This window comes from Promicromonospora sp. NPDC023987, assembly GCF_040639055.1.
Lineage (GTDB): Bacteria > Actinomycetota > Actinomycetes > Actinomycetales > Cellulomonadaceae > Promicromonospora.
The window spans coordinates 25,574-48,903 of the sequence record NZ_JBEZZF010000019.1 but is presented as its reverse complement, the minus strand read 5'-3'; the positions used below and the strand labels follow the sequence as shown (position 1 = coordinate 48,903).

General features: G+C 72.6%; 20 protein-coding genes and 1 tRNA gene. 11 read left to right on the top strand and 10 right to left on the bottom strand.

Annotated features, from left to right (window positions below; all coding sequences use genetic code 11):
* Nucleotides 1-2: 2 nt before the first annotated feature.
* The 6 genes from AB0F40_RS11315 to AB0F40_RS11290 all read right to left on the bottom strand — a co-directional run bounded on the left by AB0F40_RS11315 (nt 3) and on the right by AB0F40_RS11290 (nt 7,166).
* Nucleotides 3-1,301, bottom strand: a complete 1,299-nt coding sequence (locus AB0F40_RS11315) for a hypothetical protein (protein WP_357466742.1) — start codon at nt 1,299-1,301, stop codon at nt 3-5.
* A 58-nt stretch (nt 1,302-1,359) separates the two neighbouring features.
* Complete coding sequence (locus AB0F40_RS11310; protein WP_357466740.1) at nt 1,360-2,400, bottom strand: ferric reductase-like transmembrane domain-containing protein; 1,041 nt, start codon at nt 2,398-2,400, stop codon at nt 1,360-1,362.
* 153 nt (nt 2,401-2,553) lie between these two features.
* A complete protein-coding gene (locus AB0F40_RS11305; protein WP_357466738.1) occupies nt 2,554-4,179 on the bottom strand; it encodes an ATP-dependent DNA ligase in 1,626 nt (541 codons plus the stop codon).
* Nucleotides 4,180-4,229: 50 nt separating this feature from the next.
* On the bottom strand, nt 4,230-5,381 hold the full coding sequence (locus AB0F40_RS11300; RefSeq protein WP_357466736.1) for a winged helix DNA-binding domain-containing protein: 1,152 nt from the start codon (nt 5,379-5,381) through the stop codon (nt 4,230-4,232).
* Nucleotides 5,382-5,448: 67 nt separating this feature from the next.
* Nucleotides 5,449-6,153 (bottom strand): RraA family protein, encoded by a 705-nt coding sequence (locus tag AB0F40_RS11295; protein ID WP_357466734.1) that lies wholly within the window; start codon nt 6,151-6,153, stop codon nt 5,449-5,451.
* 92 nt (nt 6,154-6,245) lie between these two features.
* Nucleotides 6,246-7,166 (bottom strand): TIM barrel protein, encoded by a 921-nt coding sequence (locus AB0F40_RS11290; protein ID WP_357466732.1) that lies wholly within the window; start codon nt 7,164-7,166, stop codon nt 6,246-6,248.
* 169 nt (nt 7,167-7,335) lie between these two features.
* On the opposite strand from AB0F40_RS11290, the gene AB0F40_RS11285 reads away from it, so the two are divergent.
* The 9 genes from AB0F40_RS11285 (at nt 7,336) to AB0F40_RS11245 (ending at nt 19,194) form a co-directional block, all read left to right on the top strand.
* Nucleotides 7,336-7,412: transfer RNA gene (locus tag AB0F40_RS11285), tRNA-Arg, on the top strand.
* Between the two features lie 118 nt (nt 7,413-7,530).
* Entirely contained in the window at nt 7,531-9,213 is a 1,683-nt protein-coding gene (locus AB0F40_RS11280; protein ID WP_357466730.1) for a GTPase, read from the top strand.
* Nucleotides 9,210-10,790 (top strand): GTP-binding protein, encoded by a 1,581-nt coding sequence (locus AB0F40_RS11275; RefSeq protein ID WP_357466728.1) that lies wholly within the window; start codon nt 9,210-9,212, stop codon nt 10,788-10,790. Before AB0F40_RS11280 ends, AB0F40_RS11275 begins: the two co-directional genes overlap by 4 nt.
* A 52-nt stretch (nt 10,791-10,842) precedes the next feature.
* Nucleotides 10,843-11,367, top strand: a complete 525-nt coding sequence (locus AB0F40_RS11270; protein ID WP_357466726.1) for a single-stranded DNA-binding protein — start codon at nt 10,843-10,845, stop codon at nt 11,365-11,367.
* Between the two features lie 123 nt (nt 11,368-11,490).
* Nucleotides 11,491-13,173 (top strand): energy-dependent translational throttle protein EttA, encoded by a 1,683-nt coding sequence (gene ettA, locus AB0F40_RS11265; protein ID WP_357466724.1) that lies wholly within the window; start codon nt 11,491-11,493, stop codon nt 13,171-13,173.
* 226 nt (nt 13,174-13,399) lie between these two features.
* The gene (locus AB0F40_RS11260) at nt 13,400-14,353 is read left to right on the top strand and encodes a phosphotransferase (protein WP_357466722.1); all 954 of its coding nucleotides are present in this window, start codon (nt 13,400-13,402) and stop codon (nt 14,351-14,353) included.
* A gap of 123 nt (nt 14,354-14,476) precedes the next feature.
* Nucleotides 14,477-15,364: a hypothetical protein gene (locus AB0F40_RS11255; protein WP_357466720.1), complete on the top strand. Its 888-nt coding sequence runs from the start codon at nt 14,477-14,479 to the stop codon at nt 15,362-15,364.
* Nucleotides 15,365-15,418: 54 nt separating this feature from the next.
* Entirely contained in the window at nt 15,419-17,452 is a 2,034-nt protein-coding gene (locus tag AB0F40_RS11250) for a dynamin family protein (protein ID WP_357466717.1), read from the top strand.
* Nucleotides 17,449-19,194: a GTPase gene (locus tag AB0F40_RS11245; RefSeq protein WP_357466715.1), complete on the top strand. Its 1,746-nt coding sequence runs from the start codon at nt 17,449-17,451 to the stop codon at nt 19,192-19,194. Before AB0F40_RS11250 ends, AB0F40_RS11245 begins: the two co-directional genes overlap by 4 nt.
* 24 nt (nt 19,195-19,218) lie before the next feature.
* On the opposite strand, the gene AB0F40_RS11240 is transcribed toward AB0F40_RS11245, so the two are convergent.
* Both AB0F40_RS11240 and AB0F40_RS11235 read right to left on the bottom strand, forming a co-directional pair.
* The gene (locus tag AB0F40_RS11240) at nt 19,219-19,719 is read right to left on the bottom strand and encodes a thioesterase family protein (protein ID WP_357466713.1); all 501 of its coding nucleotides are present in this window, start codon (nt 19,717-19,719) and stop codon (nt 19,219-19,221) included.
* A 20-nt stretch (nt 19,720-19,739) separates the two neighbouring features.
* Nucleotides 19,740-20,183: a helix-turn-helix domain-containing protein gene (locus AB0F40_RS11235; protein WP_357466711.1), complete on the bottom strand. Its 444-nt coding sequence runs from the start codon at nt 20,181-20,183 to the stop codon at nt 19,740-19,742.
* A 137-nt stretch (nt 20,184-20,320) separates the two neighbouring features.
* Between AB0F40_RS11235 and AB0F40_RS11230 the strand changes: the two genes are divergently transcribed.
* A complete protein-coding gene (locus AB0F40_RS11230; protein WP_357466818.1) occupies nt 20,321-21,184 on the top strand; it encodes an aldo/keto reductase family oxidoreductase in 864 nt (287 codons plus the stop codon).
* A gap of 64 nt (nt 21,185-21,248) precedes the next feature.
* Nucleotides 21,249-21,899: a hypothetical protein gene (locus AB0F40_RS11225; RefSeq protein ID WP_357466709.1), complete on the top strand. Its 651-nt coding sequence runs from the start codon at nt 21,249-21,251 to the stop codon at nt 21,897-21,899.
* Nucleotides 21,900-21,922: 23 nt separating this feature from the next.
* Here the strand turns inward: AB0F40_RS11225 and AB0F40_RS11220 are convergent, their stop codons facing one another.
* Nucleotides 21,923-22,879, bottom strand: coding sequence for an acyl-CoA thioesterase domain-containing protein (locus AB0F40_RS11220; RefSeq protein ID WP_357466707.1), 957 nt, complete (start codon nt 22,877-22,879; stop codon nt 21,923-21,925).
* 27 nt (nt 22,880-22,906) lie between these two features.
* Nucleotides 22,907-23,290, bottom strand: a complete 384-nt coding sequence (locus AB0F40_RS11215) for a globin (RefSeq protein WP_357466705.1) — start codon at nt 23,288-23,290, stop codon at nt 22,907-22,909.
* Nucleotides 23,291-23,330: the final 40 nt, after the last annotated feature.

Sequence of the window (23,330 nt, the reverse complement as noted above, 5' to 3'; positions counted from 1 at the left end):
GTTCAGGGAGCGGACGGCGGGGCGTGGTGCTCGGGGCGGAAGACGACCGGAAGCGCCTCCAGCAGGCGAAAACGGAAGTCCGGTACCCACCGGAGCTCGTCCGCGGGCATCGCGAGCGCGGGGCTGAGGCGGCGATGCAGAGTCTCGGCCGCGGTCCGGACGATCAGCCGGGCCAGGTGCGGCGCGGGGCACGCGTGGGCGCCCACCCCGAACGTGAGGTGGGCCCGGCGGCCGGAACCGTCCCACGGGTCGTCGCCGCGGATGCTCGGGTCCGAGCCGACCGCGCCGACAGCGAGCAGCATCGCGTCCCCGCGCTGTACGAGCTTGCCGTCGAGCAGGAAGTCCTCGGCGGCGATCCGCGGCGCCAGCGTGCTCACCGGCGACGCGGTCCACAGCACCTCGTCGAGCGCTTCGTCGGTCCCGAGCCGCCCGCCCGCGAGCCGCCTGGCGAACCGCTCGTCGGTCAGGGAGAGGTAGAGCGTCTGTGCCAGCCAGGCCCGCAGGCCGAGGGCCGCGGTCGCCGTGAGCGACAGGAGGCCGAGCGCCGCCTCCGCGGTGCTCTCGTACGAGGCATGCCGCGCGAGCCGGCCGGCGGGGGTGGGCGTGCCGTCGGGTCGGCGGGCCGCCGTCTGCCCGGAGAGCAGGAAGCTCACCTCCTGCACGGCGGATGCGGTATCCCGGTCCGCCGCTCGGCGTGCCGCGGCCTCGAACACCTGCTCGGCGGTCCCCGCGTCGAACCCGAGGACGGCACCGAGCGTCAGGTGCGGCATCGGCGCCACGTACTCGCGTACCAGGTCGGCCACACCGGTCGCGGCGAACCGGTCGATGAGCTCCTCGCACCTCTCGCGCGTGGTCCTGGCGACCTCCGCGTCGTCGATCACGCCGAGCACCTCGTCGAGCGGCGTGCGGAGCCTGCTGTGCAGGGTTCCGTCCGCCTGCTCCACCGTCTGCCGGTGGGCTGTCGCGAAGGGCCGTAGCAAGGGAGAGCCCGCGGAGGGCGCGTCGTGACCGCTCCAGGTCCCGGTCGCCGTCGTGAGGGGAAACTGGTCGCGGGCCATCGCGACGATGGTCCGGTACTCCGTCACGAGCCAGGCGCGGGCGCCGGGCTCCAGCTCGACGGGAGCGAGGTCGCCCCACTCCTCGCGAAGCCGCGCGTGGACGGCGCCCGCGTCCTGCGACGCGATCAGGTCGGCGACGGCGGTGACCGTCGCAGGGTCGTCGAGCTTCAAGGGGCGGTGGGCGGCAGCACCGCCGACGGCGTCGCCGGTGTCGGCGATGCCGTCGATCGTGGTTGAGCTCATCGTGTGCCCGTCTGGGTCGGGTACAGGTTGGTCTGCTCGAACAATGCCGGATATGTAACTATCTGTCGAGATATGTCTCGGATGAAATTCGGGTTCTGCTGCGCTCCCGCGCGGCGACGCGGTGCGCGCGAACCACCGCGACTCCGACCACGATGAGGAACACCACGAGCCCCGCCCACACCATGGCCTGGGTGACGTTGAGCCCGGCGCCGTCGACGCCGGGAGTCCGGCCGCCGTCCCGCCCCGACCCCGCTACGGCCAGCAGGACGACGACGGTGGTCGCCACGGCAGTGCGGGCGGCCCAGCGGCCCAGGGCGTCCAGGACGCCACTCCGCGGCCGGTATGCCGGCGCCAGGAGACGGATCAACAGCAACGCGGCGACGGGCAGCTGCAGCAGCCACATCGTGGTGCGGAACCAGCCGTCGAACCAGACGTTCGTGCCGTACAGGAGCGTGTGCCAGACGCTCAGCACGTAGACGACGATGATCGAGGAGTGCAGCACGCGCCAGGTCCGGGCGCCGATCCGCCGCCGGGCGTAGTAGGCCAGACCGAGCGGGACCGACAGGTACAGGGCCAGCAGGCCGATGAGGATCGCGATCACGCCGGTGCCGCTGGGGTAGACGCCGGGAACGAAGACGTTCAGGAAGGCGGACCAGACACGGCTGACGGGGCCGAGCCCCTCCGCGTTGCCCCGTACCTCCTCGGCGAAGAACCAGAACGCGTGCGCGAACATCAGCACGATCGTCGTCAGGCTGGTGGTGCGGTGCAGCTTCTCGACGGTCGCGGGCGTCAGCGGGAACCACGGCTGCGGGCGGCTGGAGCGCACCAGGCCGAGCAGCACGGTGATCCACGCCCACAGCAGCCCCGACCAGCCGAACGCCTGGCACATCCAGTACATCCAGTACGCACCGGCGCCGCCGGCAAAGGTCGGTATGACGTCGATCGTCGGCGACGTCCCCGCGTGGATGCGCCAGGTGAGCCAGGCGAAGATCGCCAGGGTGATGAGGAGCGCGATCGAGGCGTCGAGCCACGCCGCCCGGAGATCCTGTCGGAACGCCGCGCCGTCGAACCACCTGCGGGCCTGCCGGATGTCACTCATGCGTTCCCCTCGCTCGTCGTCGGGCGGATCGCCACCCCGGGCTGACCACAATCTAGGGATAAGTCAGATATCTGCCAACGACCGTCCAGCGGGCCGCAAAGTGACCATGTAGCTGCTGCCAGTTCTGGCCGGAAAATGGCAGCAGCTACATGGTCAGGCCGAGCCACCCGCCAGGGACCGCACCGCCTCGATCGTGTCCGCCTCCGTCGCGCTCTTGTCGTCGCGGTAGCGCAGCACCCGCGCGAAACGCAGGGCCAGCCCGCCCGGGTAGCGGGTGGAGCGCTGCAGCCCGTCGAACGCGATCTCCACGACCTGCTCGGGACGAACGGTCACGACCCAGCCGTCGTCGTCCGTCGCGAGGTCGGTGAACCGCGCCGTCTGCCACTCCAGCATCTCGTCCGTCATCCCCTTGAAGGTCTTGCCCAGCATCACGAACCCACCCTCCGGATCGCGCGCACCGAGGTGGATGTTCGACAGCCAGCCCTGCCGACGGCCCGAACCCCGCTCGACCGCCAGCACCACGAGATCGAGGGTCTGGCGCGGCTTGACCTTGACCCAGCCGGCCCCTCGCCGTCCGGCCGCATACGGCGCGTCGAGCGACTTCACCACCACACCTTCCTGGCCCTCACGCAGCGCGCCCACGAAGAACTCGGCGGCGGCAGCAGGGTCCGAGGTGAGCAGACGGCGCACCGTGTGCGACCCCGCCACCTCGTCGAGGACCGCGAGGCGCTCGCGGAGCGGGGCGTCGACCAGGTCACGCCCGTCGGCGTGCAGCACGTCGAAGAAGAACGGGGAGAGCTGGAGCTGGGCTGCCAGCTCCGCCTCCGGCGTCGCCTCCCGGGTCGCTGACCGTGCGGCGGTCTCCTGGAAGGGCCGCGGTACGCCGTCCGGGCCGACGGCGAGCGCCTCGCCGTCGAGCACGAGCCGGTCGGACGGGAGCGCGCGCACGGCCTCGACGATCTCGGGCACGCGCTCGGTGATGTCGTCCAGCGACCGCGTGACGACGCGGACCTCGTCGCCGAGCCGGTGTACCTGGACGCGGATGCCGTCGAGCTTGACGTCGACGCACAGCTCGGTGGGCTCGCCGGTGGAGCCGAGCTTCTCGAAGGCGGCGTCGATGTCCGGTGCGGACTGGGCGAGCATGGGCCGGACCGGCCGGCCGACCTCGAGGGTGAACGTCGCGAGCGTCGCTGCCGGGTCGTCGGCGAGGAGCACGGCGCTCGCGACCGGGCCGGTCGCGCCACGCATCATGACGGCGCGGCGGACGGCGTCCGCCGGCGTGCCCGCGGCCTCGGCGACGGCGTCGACGACCACCGAGTCCAGTGCGCCCTGCCGCAGCTCGCCCGCGACGAGGCCGCGCAGGAACGCCTGCTCGCGCTCGGTCGCCGTGCCGAAGAGTGCGGTGGCCGCGGACGTACGTGCCTGTGCGGACCCGGTGCCTTCGAGGGCCGCCATCTCGGCGAACGCCGCGTCGACGTCCTGCACCGTGAGCGTCGCCTCGGTCGCCGGTGGCGGGAGGTCGCGCAGCGCTGCCCAGCCGAGCCCGGTGCGACGTTGCCGCAGCGCGCCGGCGAGGTAGGCGACGACGATCTCGATGTCGGCGGCGATCTCGTCGTCCGTGGCGTCGGTGGTGCTCCGGGCTCCGGCGGCCGGGTCGCCTGTCGCCTGGTCACGCGTGGCCGTGCGGCGCAGCAGGGCGGCGATCGCCGCCCGTTTGGCGAGGCGCGAGCGCGTGGCGGCGACGGCATCGGACGTGGCGGCGACCTCAGCGAGCAGCATGTTCCATCTTGACGCGCTTTCGGGCGGAGCGCGTCGGACGCCGCCGGCGGTCAGCCCAGGTGCCAGGCCGTCACTGCCGCCTCGACGTCCGCCGTGGCAGGGGCGCCTACGCCCGGGACGAGCTCGAAGGGCGCCTCGTCCGACTTCGGCACACGGCGCCACGTCCCGATCAGGCGTCCGTCCAGGAGCACCGCCGGGCGGAAGATCCCGTTGGTGAACGGGACGACGGTCCGCATGGCCTCGGCGTCGGCGATCAGGCCGCGATCCTGGTAGCCCAGGACCATCTCGTCGAACCCGGGCACGAGCACGACGCCGGAGGGCTCCGTGAGCCACGAGCTGAGCCCAGCCGCGGCGCCGCCCCCGAGGCAGCGCGGATCGGGCTCCCGCCCGACGAGCATCGCGGTGCCATCCACGATCACCTCGACAAGGATGTCCGGTTCCGCCTCGCGCAGCGCGGACACCGCGGCCCGCACGGGCGTCTTGGGCAGGCCGAGCCACCAGGCGAGGTCGTCGACGGTCGCGGGCCCGCGGCTGGTGAAGTACGACCGTGCGATGCGGCGCAGGGCACGGCCGGGTTCCTCGATAGGGAGCCCGGAGTGCCCGGCGGCGGGCGTTGCGACCATCAGCTGCTGCGTTCCGGCGAACGGACCCCAGTGCAGTACCCCGCGGAGCGCCAGGGAGACGATCAGGTGGTAGCCGCGCTGGCCTTCGACGGCCACGCCGGCCTGCCGCCACAGGTCGAGCATCTCGGCACGCGTGATCCCGCCGACGTTGCCGGGCGCCGCGAGCGCCTCGCGGGTGACGGCCTCCGCTCGGGCCATGACGACGTCGTCCAGCCCCTCGGTCTCGCGGGTGCGCCGGCCCAGCTGGGTCACCCGCTCGCCCGTCAGCGAGACGAGGGCGGTGAGGTCGGCCGGTGTGGTCGCGAACAGGGTGCCGCGCTGGGTCCAGCCACGCACCAGGTCGCCGGCGTCGAACGCAGCCCGCACGTCCTCGACCGTGGTGCCCGTGCGGGACCGGATCGCGATCGCCCGGAGCACGGCGGGCAGGTCCTGGCCCTGGAGCGCGACCATCCGCCGGACGACGTCGACGGGTGACGGCTCCGGGGCGACCGCCCCGCCGTCGTGCCGCCACAGCCCTTGCGTGCGCAGGCGCAGCCGACGCGCGACGTCGGGGGCGATCTCTGTGGTTCCGGAGGGCATGCGGGAAGGCTACGTGGCGCGTCTGACACTCGTCCGGCTCGGCGATCGGTCCGGCGGCCGCGCCGACTCACTCCTCGATGGCCCCGCCGATGGCGCGGAGGTGCTGGCGGAAGGTCGTGCCGTCGCGGTCACGTGCGGCGAGGTAGGCGGTGAACCTGGTCTGCTCGCGGAGGCTGGTGCCGAGGTTCATGCGTATGGCCTGGCGGCGTTCGGTGTCGCGGATCGTGACCGCGAGCTCCGCGATGTCGGCCGCGCGGTCGAGGGGGAGGAACAGCACGCCGTCATCATCGCCGAGCACGAAGTCGTCGGCCGTGACCGTATGGTCGCCGAACCGCGCGGCGGTGAGCGCGTCGACCTGCTGGGGATCGAGGCGCTGCGGGCCGGCGGGGACGGTGCCCTGGCTGAACACAGGGAGGCGGATGGTGCGCAGCTCGCGCGAGTCGCGGTGCAGCCCCCAGATCACGATCCCGCCGAGCCCGGCACGCTGGATCTCGAGGGTGATGAGGTCTCCGACGCATGCCTCGTCGTCTCGGCCGTCGTTGTCCACCACGAGGACGTCTCCCGGCTCACCGCATTCGATGGCTTCGAGGAACACGTCGACGCTGCCGACATGTCGCGCCGGCCGGGCGCGGCCGACGATGTGCGTGTCGGCCCAGAGCGGACGGACGTCCGGGGGCGCCTGGCGGACGGCGATGCCCAGGCGCACCATCGCGTCGGCGACATGCGGTGTCGTGAGGTCCAGGTAAGCACGCTGGAGGTCGAGCGCGTCCATGCAGTCTCCTCAGATAGGTGCGCCGAGCAGGCTCGGCCGCTGAGCGACGCCGTTGCGTGCGGCGGCCGGTGCCGCACGCAACGGCCGCAGGCCTACTTCAGCGGCGTGAAGCGCACGCTGCGAAGGTAGTCGTAGGAGGCGTTGGCTGTCCGTACCGGGTGCGGCTGCTCGTCGCGCTCGATGATGTAGCTGTGTGCGCCCGGGTGCCGCAGGTGCGACAGGATCCCCGGGAAGTCGACCGTGCCGGCGCCGAGATCGGTCTCGATGCCCTCGGTGGGCGTCCCGTCCTTCAGGTGGAGAAGCGGGAACCGCCTCTCGTAGGCGTCAAGGTACGGCCCCGGGTCCACACCGGCCCGGAGGATCCAGTAGAGGTCCAGCTCGAACCAGACGAGCTGCGGGTCGGCACGTTCGAGCCAGACGTCGAACAGCCGCTCGCCGGTCACCGGGTCGTCGTGGAACTCGTTGTCATGAAGGTGCGCGTACCAGCGCAGCCCGTAGCTCTGCGCCGCCTCGCCCCACTGGTTCATCTCGTCGGCCATCCGGCGGTACCCGTCGGCGGTCTGCGCGCCGTCCATGTAGGACACCCCGACGTACTGCTGACCGAGCGTCACCGCCCGCTCGAAGGTCACCTCGGCCTGAGCACCGCGGAAGTCGCTCGGGTTGTGGTGGCTGCCGATGACGCGGAGACCGTTGTCGTCCGCGATCGCCCTGAACTGCTCAGGGGTGCGGTTGCCGTAGTCGTACGCGGGCTCGATCTCGCTGTAGCCCGCGTCGGCGAGCATCGCGAGGGTGCCCTCCGGGTCCTCGGCCAGCATCGTCCGCACCGAGTACAGGCCGAACCCGATCTTGCCCGGCGGTACCGGACGCGCGCCAGGGCTGGTCGGCACGGCGGCCGGCGTGGCGGCCGCCGTGGTGGCCGACGCGACGGTGGCGCCGGACGTCACGGCGAGCGCGGCCGCCCCGGCGGCCTGGAGCAGGTGGCGACGGCTCAACTTCTGAAGATCATTCGTCATCTTTGACCCCTCAATCGATGGAAGTCGGGAAACATGACCATATGCACGGGTGTCGGGAAGGGCAAGGGGCCTGGCTCGCAGCGACGCGCGCCGCTCCGCCGTCGTGCGGGTCTGTCTCTGTTTGGCATGGTCAAGACCTGCTTCACCTACGCTAAACTCGGCACCACTTGCCTCCGTAGCTCAGTTGGATAGAGCGGGTCCCTTCTAATGACTAGGTCGCGGGTTCGAATCCTGCCGGGGGCACCAAACTGCCGCTTGGGAGTGTGCGTAGCTCACTCCGGCGGGTCGACCGACACCTGTCTTTCTGCACACCAAACCGCGCGGCACGGTTGGCAGAACGATCTTGACCTATCAGGATGAAGCCGTGACTCCAGGAACACGCTCCGCAGTGCTCGGCCGTCGGGGTGGTGTGGACCCGAACGTTGCGGAGCAGCTCGGCTTCACGGTGCACGACGTCGTACGAGATCTGCGTCGCGACGTCGCCGCCGCGACCCTGCCCCTTCCCATCGACAGCGCCGAAGAAGCCGAAGCCTCCCGCGAACGACTCCTGGCGCAGCTCGACGAACACCTGCTGCCGCGCCTCGCCGAGCTGTCCAGCCCCGCCGTCGTCGTGCTGGCGGGCTCCACCGGAGCCGGCAAGTCCACCCTGTTCAACAGCCTGCTGCGCGAAGAGGTCTCGGAGGCCGGGGTGCTGCGGCCGACCACCCGCGAACCGGTGGTGGGCGTGCACCCGCGCGACGTCGACACGCTCACGCCCGGCCCGGTCACCGAGCTGGCCCGGCTCGTCAAGCACGAGGGCGTGCCGCGCGGGACCGCGCTGATGGACGCGCCCGACCTGGACTCGTTCCTCTCGGAGAACCGCTCCACCGCCCACCAGCTGCTCGAAGCCGCCGACCTCTGGCTGTTCGTCACCACAGCGGCCCGCTACGGCGACGCCCTGCCCTGGCAGGCACTGGACCGTGCCAGGGAGCGCGGCGCGAGCGTCGCGATGGTCCTCAACCGGGTGCCGAAGGAGAACCTGACGACGGTCCGCGCGGACCTCAACTCGCGGATGAAGGAGCGGGGCATGAAGGACGTCCCGCTGTTCATCGTGCCCGACGTCGGGCCGCACGAAGGCCTCCTCGCGCCCAAGCTGGTCGAACCCATCCAGCGCTGGCTCGGCCTGATGGCCGGGCCCGAACGTTCGCGCACGATCATCCTGCGCACGCTCAAGGGCGCGCTCGGCGCGCTCCCGGAATGGGTGATGGGCCTCGTCGCCGCGGTGGAGGAGCAGGGCACCACCGCCTTCGACCTGCGCAACGCCGTGAACTCGGTGGTCCCGGACGAGCAGCTTGCGGCGCGCACCGCCGTGCTGTCCGGCGCGGCCGGCGAGGGCACGGTCGCCGCGCGGTTCGCCGAGCTGGCCAGCACCAGGCACATCTCCCGGGTCACGGTCCGCGACGGTATCGCGCGGACGACCAAGCGCGCGGGCAAGAACCGGGAGGCGGTGCTCGTCGGGCTGCGCGAGGAGGTCGAGGCCACCGCCGTCCGTGCCCTCGTCGCGGCCGGCGTCCGCACCGAGGAGAGCCTGCGGGCCGTCCTCGCCGGACCTGGCGCACCACCGGCCGGAGAGACGCTCCTCGGCGCGGACGCCGCCGCCCGCGCCAAGGAGCGCCGCACCTGGGGGGAGTCGCACGCCACCGAGTGGTCCCGGCTGGCCGACGACCTTGTCGCGCGCATGGACGGTTCGGCCACCGAGAGCACCGAACCCGATGCACCGGCTCGAGCAGCGGGCGCCCGCAAGGCGTTCGGCGACACCGGCCTCGCCGCCCTGCTGCTGGCCACGGCGCTCGGGAACGACGACTCCGCACGGCTCGTCGACCGGGTCCTCGGCGAGACCGCGAGCGAGGCCATCGAGGAACTACAGGGCGAACTTGCCGACAAGGTAGCGCTAGCGGTTGCGGAAGAGGCCCGTTCTGTCCAGAGTGCCCTTGACGTCCCCGCCTTAGCCGACGACGCGGCCGCTCCGCTCCGCGTGCGGCTGGCCGAGCTCAGGAGGCTGACATGACGAGCCATGACGCGACACTGAGCGCACGCACCGAGGACCTCGGACGGGCGCTCCAGATCGCCGGATCACGCCTCGAGGACGCCGTCTTCGGCAAGGTCGCCAGCTCCGTCGCGGGTGTGCGGGAACGGCTCGCGCTCGGCGTCGACCACACGGTGGTGGCGCTCGCCGGGGGCACCGGGTCCGGCAAGTCGAGCACGTTCAACAAGATCTCCCGCCTCACGTTCGCCGACGTCGGGGTCAAGCGCCCCACCACCGCCAAGGTCACCGCCTGCTCGTGGAGCGACGACGCCGCGACGCTGCTGGACTGGCTCGGCGTGGAGCGCGAGCGCCGCATCACGCGTGCCAGCGAGCTCGACGCCACCGACGAGGCGAGCCTCTCCGGGCTGGTGCTGCTGGACCTGCCCGACCACGACTCCGTCGCCCCGGGGCACCGGGAGGTCGTGGACAAGGTGCTGCCGCTCGTCGACCTGCTCGTGTGGGTGGTTGACCCGCAGAAGTACGCCGACGACGCCCTGCACACGGGCTACCTGCGCGACTCGTCGGGCATGCAGGCGTCGACGGTCGTGGTGCTCAACCAGATCGACACCGTCCCCGTCGGGCAGCGGGACAACCTGGTCAACGACGTCAAGCGTCTGCTGCGCGACGACGGGCTGGAGAACGTCCCGGTGGTCGCGGCGTCGACCAAGACGGACATCGGCATCGCCGACCTGCGCGGGCTCCTGGAGCAGACGGTGGCGCGCCGGTCCGTCTCGGCGGGCCGGGCGGCGGGCGAGCTGGACGCCGCTGCGACGCTCCTGCTGAGCCAGACGCCGGCCGAGGTGCCGTGGCACATCGACACGGTGCTCGAGCGCGAGGTGGACGCGCTGGCGCGGGCGGCGGGGCTGGAGTCGGTCGCCGCGCAGGTCGGCGCAGCGGTGCGCAACGGATACGGCTCGCCCGAGTTCCGCAGCCCGGACCCGGACTCGATAGCCCTGTCCAGGTCCCGCTGGCTCACCGGCTCGGGGGAGTCGCTCAAGCACGGCTGGCAGCGGTCGCTCGCGTCGAGCGTGGCGAGCGCCCAGGAGGTCGCGACGGCGGTGGCGACGGCGCTGCAGGCCGTCACCCTCGACACCCGCGGCCCGACGACGCAGCGCCTCACCCGGCGGATCGCGCTCGGGGCGGTGCTGGTGGCCGTGCTGCTCGGGATAGCGACGGTGCTGGCGTCGATGGGGGTGCTGCCCGCAGGGGAGACGTGGACCACGGTGCTCGGCGTGCTCGCCGTCGCGGCGGCCGTGACCGCGCTCGTGGTGTTCCTCGTGGCGATGCAGATGCGGCGCGCGCTGGCCTCGCGGCGGGCGCAGGGCGTCATCGCGTCGGGCAGGGCAGCGCTCGAACGTGTGCTGCAGCAGACCCTCGGTGCGCCCACCCAGCGGCTGCTCGACGAGCACCGCGCGGTGCGTGAGCTCGCACAGAGTGCGCGGGACGACGGACCCGCCGCACCGCTCCGCCTGGAAGAGAACGCGACCACAGGCGGCTCGATCGGGGCTCCGTCCCCAGGTGGCGTCCGGCTCACCGACCTCGGCTCCGTTCGCGCCTGATGCTGGGTACGGACCGGCCGCTCGGGCCGGTCCGTGAACCCAGGAGGGCTCTATGAACGACGTCACGGTGACCGTGTCGGGCTTTGCCGGCAACACCCCCGCTCTGCACGTCTCGAAGGACGCGGCGAAGGACCTGGAGTGGACCACGTTCCGCGTGGCCAGCACCCGGCGCTACATGAACGAGAACGGCGACTGGACCGACGGCGCCACGCTGTGGTTCACCGTCAAGGCCTGGCGCACCGCTGCGCGGAACGTGCTCAGGTCGGTGCGCAAGGGCGTCCCGGTGGTGGTGACGGGACGTCTCGAGGTCGACGAGTGGACGGGTCCCGACGGCGCCCAGCGGACCGGCCTGATGATCAACGCGACGGCGGTCGGCGTCGACGCCACCCGCGGCCAGGTGGAGTTCTCGCGGCTGGTGCACCACGACACGGTGCCCGACGGCGCCCCGGGCGGTGGCGGTGGGCTCGGCGCCGCGCGGCCGGGCGACGGCGACCTGTACGAGATCGACGCTCCGCATGACGAGACCGACCACGGTGCGGAGGCAGGCGCCCGGACCCCCGAGCTGGTGAACGCGTAGGCTTGGGCCAGTCGTGCTCTGCGGTCCGCGGGTGCTGGGGAATCCCTGCGCGGACACCCTGGCACCCGCGCCGTGTGAGCGCCCCCATCCGAAGTACCTACTGTGAACGGTGGAACACAGGCAGTGGCTGAGTACATCTACTCCATGTATAAGGCGCGTAAGGCGCACGGCGACAAGGTCATCCTCGATGACGTGTCGCTGAACTTCCTGCCCGGCGCGAAGATCGGCGTCGTCGGGCCGAACGGCGCGGGCAAGTCCACGATCCTCAAGATCATGGCGGGACTGGACACGCCCAGCAACGGTGAGGCGCGCCTCTCGCCCGGCTACACGGTCGGCATCCTGCAGCAGGAGCCGCCGCTGAACGAGGAGAAGACGGTCCTGGGCAACGTCCAGGAGGCGGTCGGCGAGATCCTCGCCAAGAAGGCGCGGTTCGACGAGATCTCCGCCCTCATGGCCGAGCCCGACGCCGACTTCGACGCGCTGCTGGCCGAGATGGGCACGCTGCAGGAGGACATCGACGCCGCCGACGCGTGGGACCTCGACTCCCAGCTCGAGCAGGCGATGGACGCGCTCCGCTGCCCGCCGCCGGACGCCGACGTCACGGTCCTCTCCGGTGGTGAGCGCCGCCGCGTGGCGCTGTGCAAGCTGCTCCTGGAGAAGCCCGACCTGCTGCTCCTCGACGAGCCCACCAACCACCTCGACGCCGAGTCCGTGCTCTGGCTCGAGCAGCACCTCGCCGGGTACGCCGGCGCTGTGCTCGCCGTGACCCACGACCGGTACTTCCTCGACCACGTCGCGGAGTGGATCTGCGAGATCGACCGCGGGCGCCTCTACCCGTACGAGGGCAACTACTCGACGTACCTGGAGAAGAAGCAGGCCCGTCTGGAGGTCCAGGGCAAGAAGGACGCCAAGCTCTCCAAGCGCCTCAAGGAGGAGCTGGAGTGGGTGCGGTCCAACGCCAAGGGCCGCCAGGTCAAGTCCAAGGCACGTCTGGCCCGCTACGAGGAGATGGCCGCGGAGGCGGAGCGCACCAAGAAGCTCGACTTCGAGGAGATCCAGATCCCTGCCGGCCCCCGCATGGGTTCGCTGGTGCTGGAGGCGGAGAACCTGCAGAAGGGCTTCGACGACCGCGTGCTCATCGACGGGCTGTCGTTCACGCTGCCGCGTAACGGCATCGTCGGTGTCATCGGCCCGAACGGCGTCGGCAAGACCACGCTGTTCAAGACGATCGTGGGCCTGGAGCCGCTCGACGGCGGCGAGCTCAAGATCGGCGACACCGTCTCGATCTCCTACGTCGACCAGTCGCGCGGTGGCATCGACCCGAAGAAGACGCTGTGGGAGGTCGTGTCCGACGGGCTCGACTTCATCAAGGTCGGCAACGTCGAGATCCCGTCGCGCGCCTATGTCGCGTCGTTCGGGTTCAAGGGGCCGGACCAGCAGAAGCCGGCCGGCGTGCTGTCCGGTGGCGAGCGCAACCGCCTCAACCTCGCGCTGACGCTCAAGCAGGGCGGCAACCTGCTGCTGCTCGACGAGCCCACCAACGACCTCGACGTCGAGACCCTCGGCTCCCTGGAGAACGCCCTGCTGGAGTTCCCCGGCTGCGCCGTCGTGGTCTCGCACGACCGGTGGTTCCTCGACCGGGTGGTGACGCACATCCTGGCCTACGAGGGCACGGAGGAGAACCCGGCGAACTGGTACTGGTTCGAGGGCAACTTCGAGTCGTACGAGGCCAACAAGATCGAGCGCCTCGGTGCGGACGCCGCGCGCCCGCACCGGGTCACCTACCGCAAGCTGACGCGCGACTGAGCTGCATCGCGACGGAGCCCGCGCTCCGGCTGAACTCGCGCCGCAGCTGGGTCCGCCGCGACTGAGTCCGCCTTGAGAATGACTTGGGGTACCGAATCCGGCCGGAATCGGTACCCCAGGTCGTTCTCGAAGCGGACCGGGCACGGAGCGCCCCACGGACCAGTCCGCGGGCTGATTTTGGTATGTGAGCCTTGCCGGACTTGTCCTTCTCCGACACACTGCCGCAGTGAGCCCTGCCCTACGACCCGGGTGGCGTGACCTTCCGCCCCCGTTGCGCACCCGCATCACCCACCTGCTCGGAGCCCGCGTGCTCGCGGCCGGATATCCCGGCGACTCCGGGGTGCTCCCCGGCGCGCTGTTCCAGGTGCAGACGTCGAGGGGCAACGCGTTCATCAAGGCGCTCGGCACGGAGCAGCCCGGGCCGCTGAAGTCCCTGCGGCAGGAGATCACGCTCTCGCCGCTGCTGCCTGACGCCGTGCCCCACCCGGAGCTGCTGTGGTCGATCGACGAGGTCCTGCCGAGCCTCGGCACCTGGGTGGCGGTCGGCTACTCGATGCGTGACCAGGTGCGGCCGATCGACCTCGCCTGGCCCGAGGACGACGTCGCCACGCTGGTCCGGGTGGTGCGGTCGATCGGAGAGGTCGACGCGCCCGACGACCCGATGTTCGTCCCCGAGGTGAGCGAGTTCCCCTCGAACTCGTGGGAGGTCCTCGCCGAGACGCGGCCCGCAGGCCTCGCGCAGCACTCGCCGTGGCTGGCCGGCAGGCTGGAAGGTCTCGCTGAGATCGCGTCGCACGCCCCGGAGGCGATAGCCGGCAAGAGCCTGCAGCACGGCTCGCTGCGGGTGCAGAACGTCCTGCTGCCCGCGGTGCCGGGCGAGAAGCCGCTGGTCACCGACTGGATCCGGGGCAGCACGGGTGCTCCGTACCTCGACCTGGTCTCGATGCTGATCCACGTCCGGACCAACGACGGTCCGCCGCCCGAGGCCACGCTGCGCAGGTACGGTCTGCCGCCCGGGACGGAACCCGACGCCGTGACCTGCTGGATAGCGGTGCTCGCGGGCCACTACCTGAAAGCCTCGATGGACCCGCCGTCCTTCGAGCTGCCCGAGCTGCGCTCCTACCAGCACCGGCTGGCCCGGACCGCGGTGTCCTGGCTGCAGACCCGCCTCGGTTTCTGACCCGTCGCGGGCCGCCACCACTGATTGTGGTTTGCAGGGTGAACTTCAGTTGGGCAAACTCCGGCCATGAGTGCTGTCCGGCGACCGGCATGGTCCGATCTCCCCCCTTCTGTCCGTTCCCGTGTGAGCGAGACCATGGGCGGCCGCGTGATCGGATCCGCCCCGATGAGCGGGACCGAGTCGTCCGGCACCCTGGAGGTGCTCCAGACGGCGTCGGGCCGGTCGATCGTGCGTGCGGTGGGGCCGGAGGCCCCGCTGACGCAGGACCGGATGGCTGCCGAGGCGGTCTCCGTGGCCGCGCTGCCCGATGGCATCCCGACACTCCCGCGCGAGTGGTTCGTCGACGAGGTGCTTCCGGGGGCCGGCCGCTGGGTCGTCCTCGGGTACCGCAACGAGCCGATCCGCCCGCCCCACGACCCCTGGGACGAGGCGGACCTCGCCGCGGCGGTCGAGCTCGCCATCCAGATCGGCACCAGCGAGGCGCCGGCGGGCCTGCCCGACGCACTCGACCTGATCGACGCCAACGCCTGGTCCACCATCGCGGCCATGCGGCCGCCCGGCCTGTCGGTCTTCACGCCGTGGCTGTCCGACAAGGTCGAGCACCTTGCCGAGATCGCCACCTACGCGGGCGAGGCGATGTCCGGCACCAGCCTCGTGCACGGCGCGCTGCGGCGGGACTCGATACTCATCACCGACCACGGCTGGGACGCGACCAGCGCCCACGCGGTCGACTGGTTCATGCCGTCCCACGGCGCGCCGTACCTCGACGTCGTGCTGCTGCTGCCGTACCTGCGGGTCGACGGCGCCCCGCCCCCTGAGGTGGTCATGGACCGCCACCCCCTGCCCGACGTCGACCCCGAGGCGATCACCTGCGCCGTGACCGTCACCGCGGGGGCGCTCGTGCTCGAGTCGATGCGGCCGCCCCAGCCCGGCCTGCCCCACGGCCGGGCCGTCCAGCGCGAGGTGGCGCACGCGGCGCTCGAGTGGCTGCGCGCCCGCCTCGGCGGCTGACCTCTTCGCCGCACGACCGCGCCTGACCAGGGTGCCTGCGGCAGACTGTGCGGCATGACCGAACAGCCCGACGACTCCGCCGCACCTGGCGCACCGGACCCGGTGGCCGGCTCCGAGCCGACGGCCGAGCCCGGCGACGGGTCCGGCCTGACCGGTGCGCTGGAGGTGCTGCGCGCCCGGCTCGGTGCGCTGCGGCTGCCGCTGGAGACGTCGGGGGCAGTGGCGGCACGCACGGACCTGCGGCGGGCCACCGACCAGCTCGACGACTACCTGCTGCCCCGGTTGCGTGCGCAGAAGGCACCGCTGCTCGTGGTGGTCGGCGGGTCGACGGGCGCAGGCAAGTCGACGCTCGTCAACTCGGTGCTGGGGGAGCTGGTCACGCAACCGGGTGTGCTGCGGCCCACCACGAAGGCCCCCGTCCTGGTGCACCACCCGCTGGACGGGCGCTGGTTCTCCACCGACCGGGTGCTGCCGGGCCTGGCGCGAGTGACGGTGTCGGGCACGGTAGGCGCCGCCGCACAGAGCTCCGGAACGGGCGCCTCGCGGGCGGGCGCGCAGGACGGCGGAGCGCCGGCCGAGCCGAGCCGCACCCTGCGCCTCGTGCCCAGCGACGCGCTGCCGAAGGGCCTGGCACTTCTGGACGCGCCCGACATCGACTCGGTCGACACGGCCAACCGGGAGCTCGCGGCGCAGCTGCTCGGCGCGGCGGACCTGTGGCTCTTCGTCACGACGTCGGCCCGGTACGCCGACGCGGTGCCGTGGGACCTGCTGCTGCAGGCTGCCGGCCGCAAGGCGCAGGTGGCGATGGTGCTGGACCGCGTGGACCCGGGGGCGGAGGCCACCGCCGACGACCTGCGGGACATGATGGTCGAGCACGGCCTGGCCGACAGCCCGCTGTTCGTCATCCCCGAGGCCGAGCTGGTCGACGGGATGCTGCCGGAGGAGGGCGTGTCGGACGTGTCGCGCTGGCTCACCGGGCTGGGCGGCGACGCCGAGGCCCGCGGCCGCGTCATCGCCGCCACCCGGGACGGCGTGGTCGACTCGCTGGTGGTGCGGGCGGGCGCCCTGGCCGACGCCGCCGACGAGCAGCAGGCCGCCGACGTCCGGCTGCGCCACGTCGTCGACCGGGCGTACGGGGACGCGGTGGCGCAGGTGACGGCGGCGACGTCGGACGGCGCGCTGCTGCGGGGCGAGGTGCTCGCCCGCTGGCAGGACTTCGTGGGCACCGGCGAGTTCTTCCGCGCCGTCGAGGAGGGCATCGGCCGGTTCCGGGACGCGGTGGCGGGGTTCTTCCGCGGCAAGCCCAAGGCGGTGCCTCAGGTCGAGCAGGCGATCGCCCACGGCCTGGAGTCCGTGGTGCTGGACGCCGCAGAGGACGCCGCCGAGCGCTCCTACCAGGGGTGGCGGGGGGACGCCGCGGGTTCGGCCCTCCTGGAGGGCCTGGAGCTGTCGCGGACACCCGCGGCCCTGCGCGCCGAGGTGGCCGGTCAGATCCGCGGCTGGCAGGGCGACGTCCTGGAGCTCGTGCGTGAGCAGGGCTCGGCCAAGCGCGGCACCGCGCGGGCGCTGTCGCTGGGCGTGAACGGGCTCGGCGTCGCGCTGATGGTCTTCGTGTTCGCCTCGACGGGCGGGCTGACCGGTGTCGAGGTCGGCATCGCGGGCGGTTCGGCGGTGCTGGCGCAGCGGGTCCTGGAGGCGGTGTTCGGCGAGGACGCCGTGCGCCGGCTCGCCCTCCAGGCGCGTGACCGCCTGCGCGCGCGGATCCAGGCGGTCATGGACGGGCAGGCGGCGCGGTACACGGCGCAGCTGGACGCGCTCGGTTCCGCGGAGGCGGGCGGGGAGCGTCTGCGGGCCGCGGCCGACGCCGTCGCCTCGGCCGCCTCGGCCGAGCGCCGCGTCCGTGTGCGAGCCGCTGAGGCGGCCCCCGCCGCGGGAGCCGGCGCCGAGGACCTCGTCGCGAGCAGCGGGCTGCGCGGCGTCCGCGCCCGGCCGGCGAGCGAGAGCCTGGCGAAGGGACGTACCGACCTGGCGGAGGAACCGGCCAGGAAGGGCTTCTGGAAGCGGCTGTTCGGGGAGGCCGACCGATGAGCAGGCTCGACCTGGGCGACCGGACCACTGCCCTCTCCACCGCTGTCGAAGCCGCGGAGGGCCGGATCGAGCCGGCCCTCCTGGACGAGGCACGTGCCGTCGTGAACCGGGCGCGCGAGCGCGGCGGGCTGTCCGCCGAGCACACGGTGGTCGCACTGGCGGGTGCTACGGGATCGGGCAAGTCGTCGGTCCTGAACGCGGTGGCGGGCGTCGCGATCGCGCAGCCGGGTGTGCGGCGTCCGACGACGTCGCACCCGATGGCCGCCGTCTGGGGCGAGGGTGCCGACCCGCTCCTGGACTGGCTGGAGGTCAGCCGTCGGCACCAGGTCGGCTCTCCGCCGGAGGGGGACGAACCAGCCACGACGCCGGGGCCGTTCCGCCGTCGGACACCGGCCGGCGACACGACCGGGCTGGTGCTGCTGGACCTGCCCGACCACGACTCGATAGTGACCGAGCACCGCATGCGCGCGGAGCGGCTGGTGCAGCGTGCCGACCTGCTGGTCTGGGTGGTCGACCCGCAGAAGTACGCGGACGCCGCTCTCCACGAGGGGTTTCTGCGCCCGCTGGCGGGTCGTGCGGAGGTGGTGGTCGTCACGCTCAACCAGGCCGACCGTCTCACGCCGGACGAGACGTCGGCGATGCTCGCGGACCTCGGGCGGCTGGTGGCCGAGGACGGGCTGGCCGGGGCGCGGGTCCTCGCGGTGTCCGCCAGGACGGGCCAGGGCATGGACGATCTCCGCGGCCTGCTGGCGAAGGCGGCGGCCAAGCGGGAGGCCGCCACGGCCCGGCTCGCGGCGGACGAGCGGGCCGTGGCGCAGAGGATCGTGGACGAGTGCGGCACACCGCCGTCGTCCCGTCTGGGGGGCGAGGCCCGGGGGGACCTCGTCGCGGCCCTCGAAGCGGCGGCGGGAGTGCCCACGGTCGTCGACGCCGTGCGCGCCTCCGCCCGTCGCGACGCACGCGCGGCGACCGGCTGGCCGCTGACCCGCTGGGTCGGGCGCCTGCGCAAGGACCCGCTGCGCCGGCTGGGGCTGCGCTCGACGGACCGGGAGGACCGGGCGCCGTCGGGCCGGGAGGACCTGATGCGCACGTCGCTGCCCACGGCGCGGCCGGCGGTGCGGTCCGCCGCGGCCTCGGCCGTGCGGCGCTACGTCGAGGAGGTGACCCGAGGCGTCGCGGACCCGTGGGTCCTGGCCGCGCGCTCGCGCGGGCAGGCGGGCATCGACCAGCTGCCCGACGCGCTCGACCAGGCGGTCGCGACGACCCGCGTCGAGGCGTCCCGGCGGCCCGTGTGGTGGTCGCTCGTCAACGTCGTGCAGTGGGCCCTGGTCGCGACGGTGGTGGCGGGTCTGCTCTGGCTGCTGGTGCTGTTCGGCTTCGCCTACCTGCAGCTCCCGCCGCCGCCGACCCCCGCGCTGACCCTGCCGACCTGGTCGGGCGACGACGGCATCGTGTTCCCAGGGGCCCCGGAGTCCGGCTCAGGCGACGGCCTCGGCGTCGACCCGTTCCGGATACCGTGGCCCACCCTGATGGTGCTGGGCGGGCTCGCGCTCGGCCTGCTGCTCGCGCTGGTCTGCCGGGTGCTCGGTGCCCTGGGCGCCCGCCGCCGGGCACACGGCGCCCGGCGGCGGCTGCGGCAGTCGGTCGGCACGGTCGCCGACAGGCTGGTGCGCACCCCCGTGGGGGAGGAGCTGTCCCAGCTCGCGAGCTGCCGGGCGGCCGCGACGGTAGCCGCGAGCTGACGCCCCGCCAAGCCCGGCGGGGGATCAGCCGCGGTGACGGAAGGCGACCGGGTCCTCCTCGAACTCCTTCCATGCCAGTCGCTCGGCCTCGGTGAGGCGGCGCGGCTGGTTCGTGGCGGCGTCGACGAACACGAGGGTCGTGGTGGCGCGGGCGTAGGGCTGACCGCCCGAGGTCGGGCCGGTCTTGGCCATGCCCGCGGCGCCGTCGTGCACCTCGTAGCAGACCTCGGCGCTCGCACCGCCGATCCGGCCGAGCCACATCTCGACGCGCACCGGCGTCCTGGTGAACAGCAGCGGCCGCAGGTACTCGATGCGCTGACCGGCCACGAGGGTGTGCGAGTCGGCGTCGGGCCCGGTGGGCACCACCGCCGTCGGCCAGGCCTCGCCCTCCGGCGCCTCGGGGTGGAGCCAGAAGGCGGTGATCCGGGCGTCCTCCAAGAGGCGGAACATCGCGACGTTGTTGACGTGCGCGTACGCGTCGAGGTCGGACCAGCGCAGCGTGACGGGAACGTGGAGGCGAGTCATGGTGCCTATCTTCCTCCGCTTCAGGAGGCCCGGGCGTCGTGCGTCGCGCGGTGCGCGAGCACGTCGTCCATGTGCGCCTCGGCCCAGCCCTTGAGACTGCGCACCAGCTGGTGCAGCGAGCGGCCCAGGTCGGTGAGCTCGTAGGTGACCGTGACGGGCACCGTCGCCGTCGCGGTCCGGGTGACGAGACCGTCCCGCTCCAGGGCGCGCAGCGTCTGGGTGAGCATCTTCTGGCTGACCCCCGCCAGCTGGCGCGACAGCTCCGAGTAGCGCATCGGCCGTGGCCCGACGGCGTGGTCGGCACCCGGCTCGCGCGAGGGGTAGCCGCCCAGCGCGCTCACGGTCAGCGTGACCCACTTGTTCGAGATCTGGTCCAGCAGCATGCGGCTCGGACACGCCGCCAGGAAGGCGTCGTACTCGGCCTTGGCCTGGGCCCTCCGCTGGGCCGCCGTCGTCGTGGCCATCGTTCGCTCCTCTCACCCGTGGGTGGGTTACGCACTTCCAGGTGCCTACTTCCCCTCGGGAAGTTACCTCACGATGCTGGTGTGCGGAGCCGTTCGGCACCATCCTCCGCTCGACACAAGGGATCACATTGAGCACTCTGACCGCACCGCTTCCCGGTGGAACCTGGACCCTGGGCGACCTGACCGTCACCCGGTTCGGCTACGGCGCCATGCAGCTGGCAGGCCCCGGCGTCATGGGGCCGCCGGCCGACCGCGACGGTGCCCTCGCGGTCCTGCGCGAGGCCGTCGACCTCGGGATCACCCACATCGACACCAGCGACGCGTACGGGCCGCGGGTCACCAACGAGCTGATCCGTGCGGCGCTGCACCCGTACCCCGAGTCGCTGCACGTCATGACCAAGGTCGGCGCGCACCGCGACGAGCAGGGCGGCTGGCCTCCGGCGCGGCGGCCCGAAGACCTGCGCCGCGCCGTCCGCGAGAACCTGGACACCCTCGGTGTCGAGGCGCTCGACCTCGTGAACCTGCGGCTCGGCAACGCCGAGGGACCCCAGGCGGAGTCGCTCGCCGAGGCGTTCGAGACCCTCGTGGCGCTCCAGCAGGAGGGCCTGATCCGGCACCTCGGTGTGAGCAACGCGACGGTGGAGCAGGTCGCGGAGGCCCGGAGGATCGCCCCGATCGTGTGCGTGCAGAACATGTACAACCTCGCCCACCGGCACGACGACGAGCTGATCGACTCGCTCGCGGACGACGGCATCGCCTACGTGCCCTTCTTCCCCCTGGGTGGCTTCAGCCCGCTCCAGTCCTCCGCGCTCTCGGCCGTGGCCGCCCGGTCGGGCACGACGCCGATGTCCGTCGCCCTGGCCTGGCTGCTGCAGCGGTCGCCGAACATCCTGCTGATCCCCGGCACGTCGTCGGCCGCGCACCTGCGGGAGAACATCGCGGGGGCGGGGCTCCAGCTCTCCGGGGACGACCTCGTGGAGCTGGACAAGATCGGCAGCTGAGTGGTCCTCAGTGTGTCCGAATTGGTAGGTTCATCCCCCTTGGTTTCGGCCACGGAGGAAACAGGTGGATCTGCCCAGGCACTACTTCGACCCGGTCACCCTGCACGAGGTGCTCGACGACGTCCCGGCCGCCCGGGCGTATCTCGCCGACCTGGCGGGACGTCCTGAGCGCGACGCGCCGGACACCCTCGCGGTACGCGTGCCGCTCACCCGTGTGCTTGCCCTGGAGGCGGATGACCCGGACGTCGAGCTGGCCGAGGCCGAGCGCCTCGGCTGGCTCGCCGTCAGCCTGCACGGCGGGCCGGCCTGCGACACCGAGGCCGCGCACTCGCACGCCTCCGACGTGCCGCTCGGCGCCGTCGCGCCCCTCCTGCGACTGGCCCACGTGCTGCAGTGGCGGCACCGGTTCCCGGTCGCGGACCTGCTGTTCGGCCTGGCGCTGGAGGCGTCCCACCACTACGGCGAGCACGCCGCGAGCGTCGAGCACGCGCGCCGGCTCGAGTACCTCGCCCTGCAGCACTGGGGCAAGTGCCGGTACGACCAGGCGCTCGAGGTGCACGCCGACCAGGCCAGGCCGTACCTCGGCGAGGCCCTCGCCCTGTTCGAGCGAGCCCTGGAGCTGCGGGTCGAGGCAGGCGTGGGCAGGGAACAGGTCGAGGTCACCCGGCAGGCGATCCGGGCGGCCAGGGACCGGCTGGCCGAGCTGGGGGCCTAGCGGGCGCCGCGGGCGGCGGCCGCTCAGGCCGGCAGCCGGATCATGCCCTCCTGGCCCGCCGAGGCCACGAGCGCGCCGTCCTGCGTGTACACCTTCGCGGTACCCAGCGCGCGCCCGCCCTGCGCGGTCGGCGAGGTCTGCACGAACAACATCCACTCGTCCACCCGGACGTCGCGGTGCCACCACATGCCGTGGTCGAGGCTCGCCATGGGGACCGACGCGCCGACGTCCTGCCACGACTTCCCGGCCGCACGCATCGCGGGCTCGAGCATGAGCTGGTCGCACGCGAAGGCCAGCAGGGCGCGGTGCATGGCCTGCTCCTTGATCTCCAGCGGGCGGCGCGTGCGCATCCACACCAGCTGGGTGGCGGGCGGCGTGCCGCCGCCGGCCACCGCGGTGTCCGGGTGCAGGTACAGCGAGCCGCCCACGTGCCGCAGCTCGAACGCCGAGTCCGTCCAGAACTGCGCCCGGACGTCGGCGCCAGGGGGCAGGGTGGCGAGCTCGTCGAAGGCGGAGCCCACCTCGTCGGGCGCCGGCACGCCGTCGGGCATCGGCATCATGTGCTCGTAACCGGGCTGGTCCTCCTGGAAGGACGCGATCATCGACAGGATCGGCTTGCCGAACTGGATGGCGTGCGTGCGGCGTGCGCTGAACGAGCGCCCGTCGCGCAGCCGCTCCACCGCGAAGTCGATGGGCTCCTCGACCCGCCCCTCACGCAGGAAGTACCCGTGCAGCGAGTGGATCAGGCGGCCGTCGGGCACGGTGCGGTCGGCGGCCAGGATCGCCTGGGCGAGCACCTGCCCGCCGTAGGCGCGGTTGGCCGGGCCGGGCATGCTGTCCCCGCGCAGCACGTCCTCCTCGCCGCGCGGGCCCCAGCCCTCGAGGTGCCGCAGGTCGAGCACCTGCAGCAGGCGGTCGAGCGCGTCGGGCTGGCTGCCTGACGGCGTGCCGGAGGTCGGGTCAGGGGTGGTGGCGTCCACGAGCGGGCGTCTCCTCGTCGTTCCTGGTCAGTCTTCGAACGTGTTGATCATGCTGAAGGCGGCGCGCTCCAGGTAGTCCCACAGCTGCGACTCGTGGATCGGCGCGAGGCCGAGCGAGTCGACGGCGGTGCGCATGTGCGCGAGCCAGCGGTCACGTGCGTCGGGATTGACCTTGAACGGCACGTGCCGCATGCGCAGTCGCGGGTGGCCGCGCTGCGCCGAGTAGGTTCCGGGGCCGCCCCAGTACTGCTCGAGGAACATCGTCAGACGCTCCTTCGCCGGCCCCAGGTCCTCCTCTGGATACATGGGGCGCAGCACCGGGTCGTCGGCGACGCCGTCGTAGAAGACGTCGACGAGGCGGACGAACGTGTCGTGGCCACCGACGGCGTCGAAGAAGGATTCCTGTGTCACGCTCGTCATCCTGCCACTCGACGGTGACAGCACGATGTCG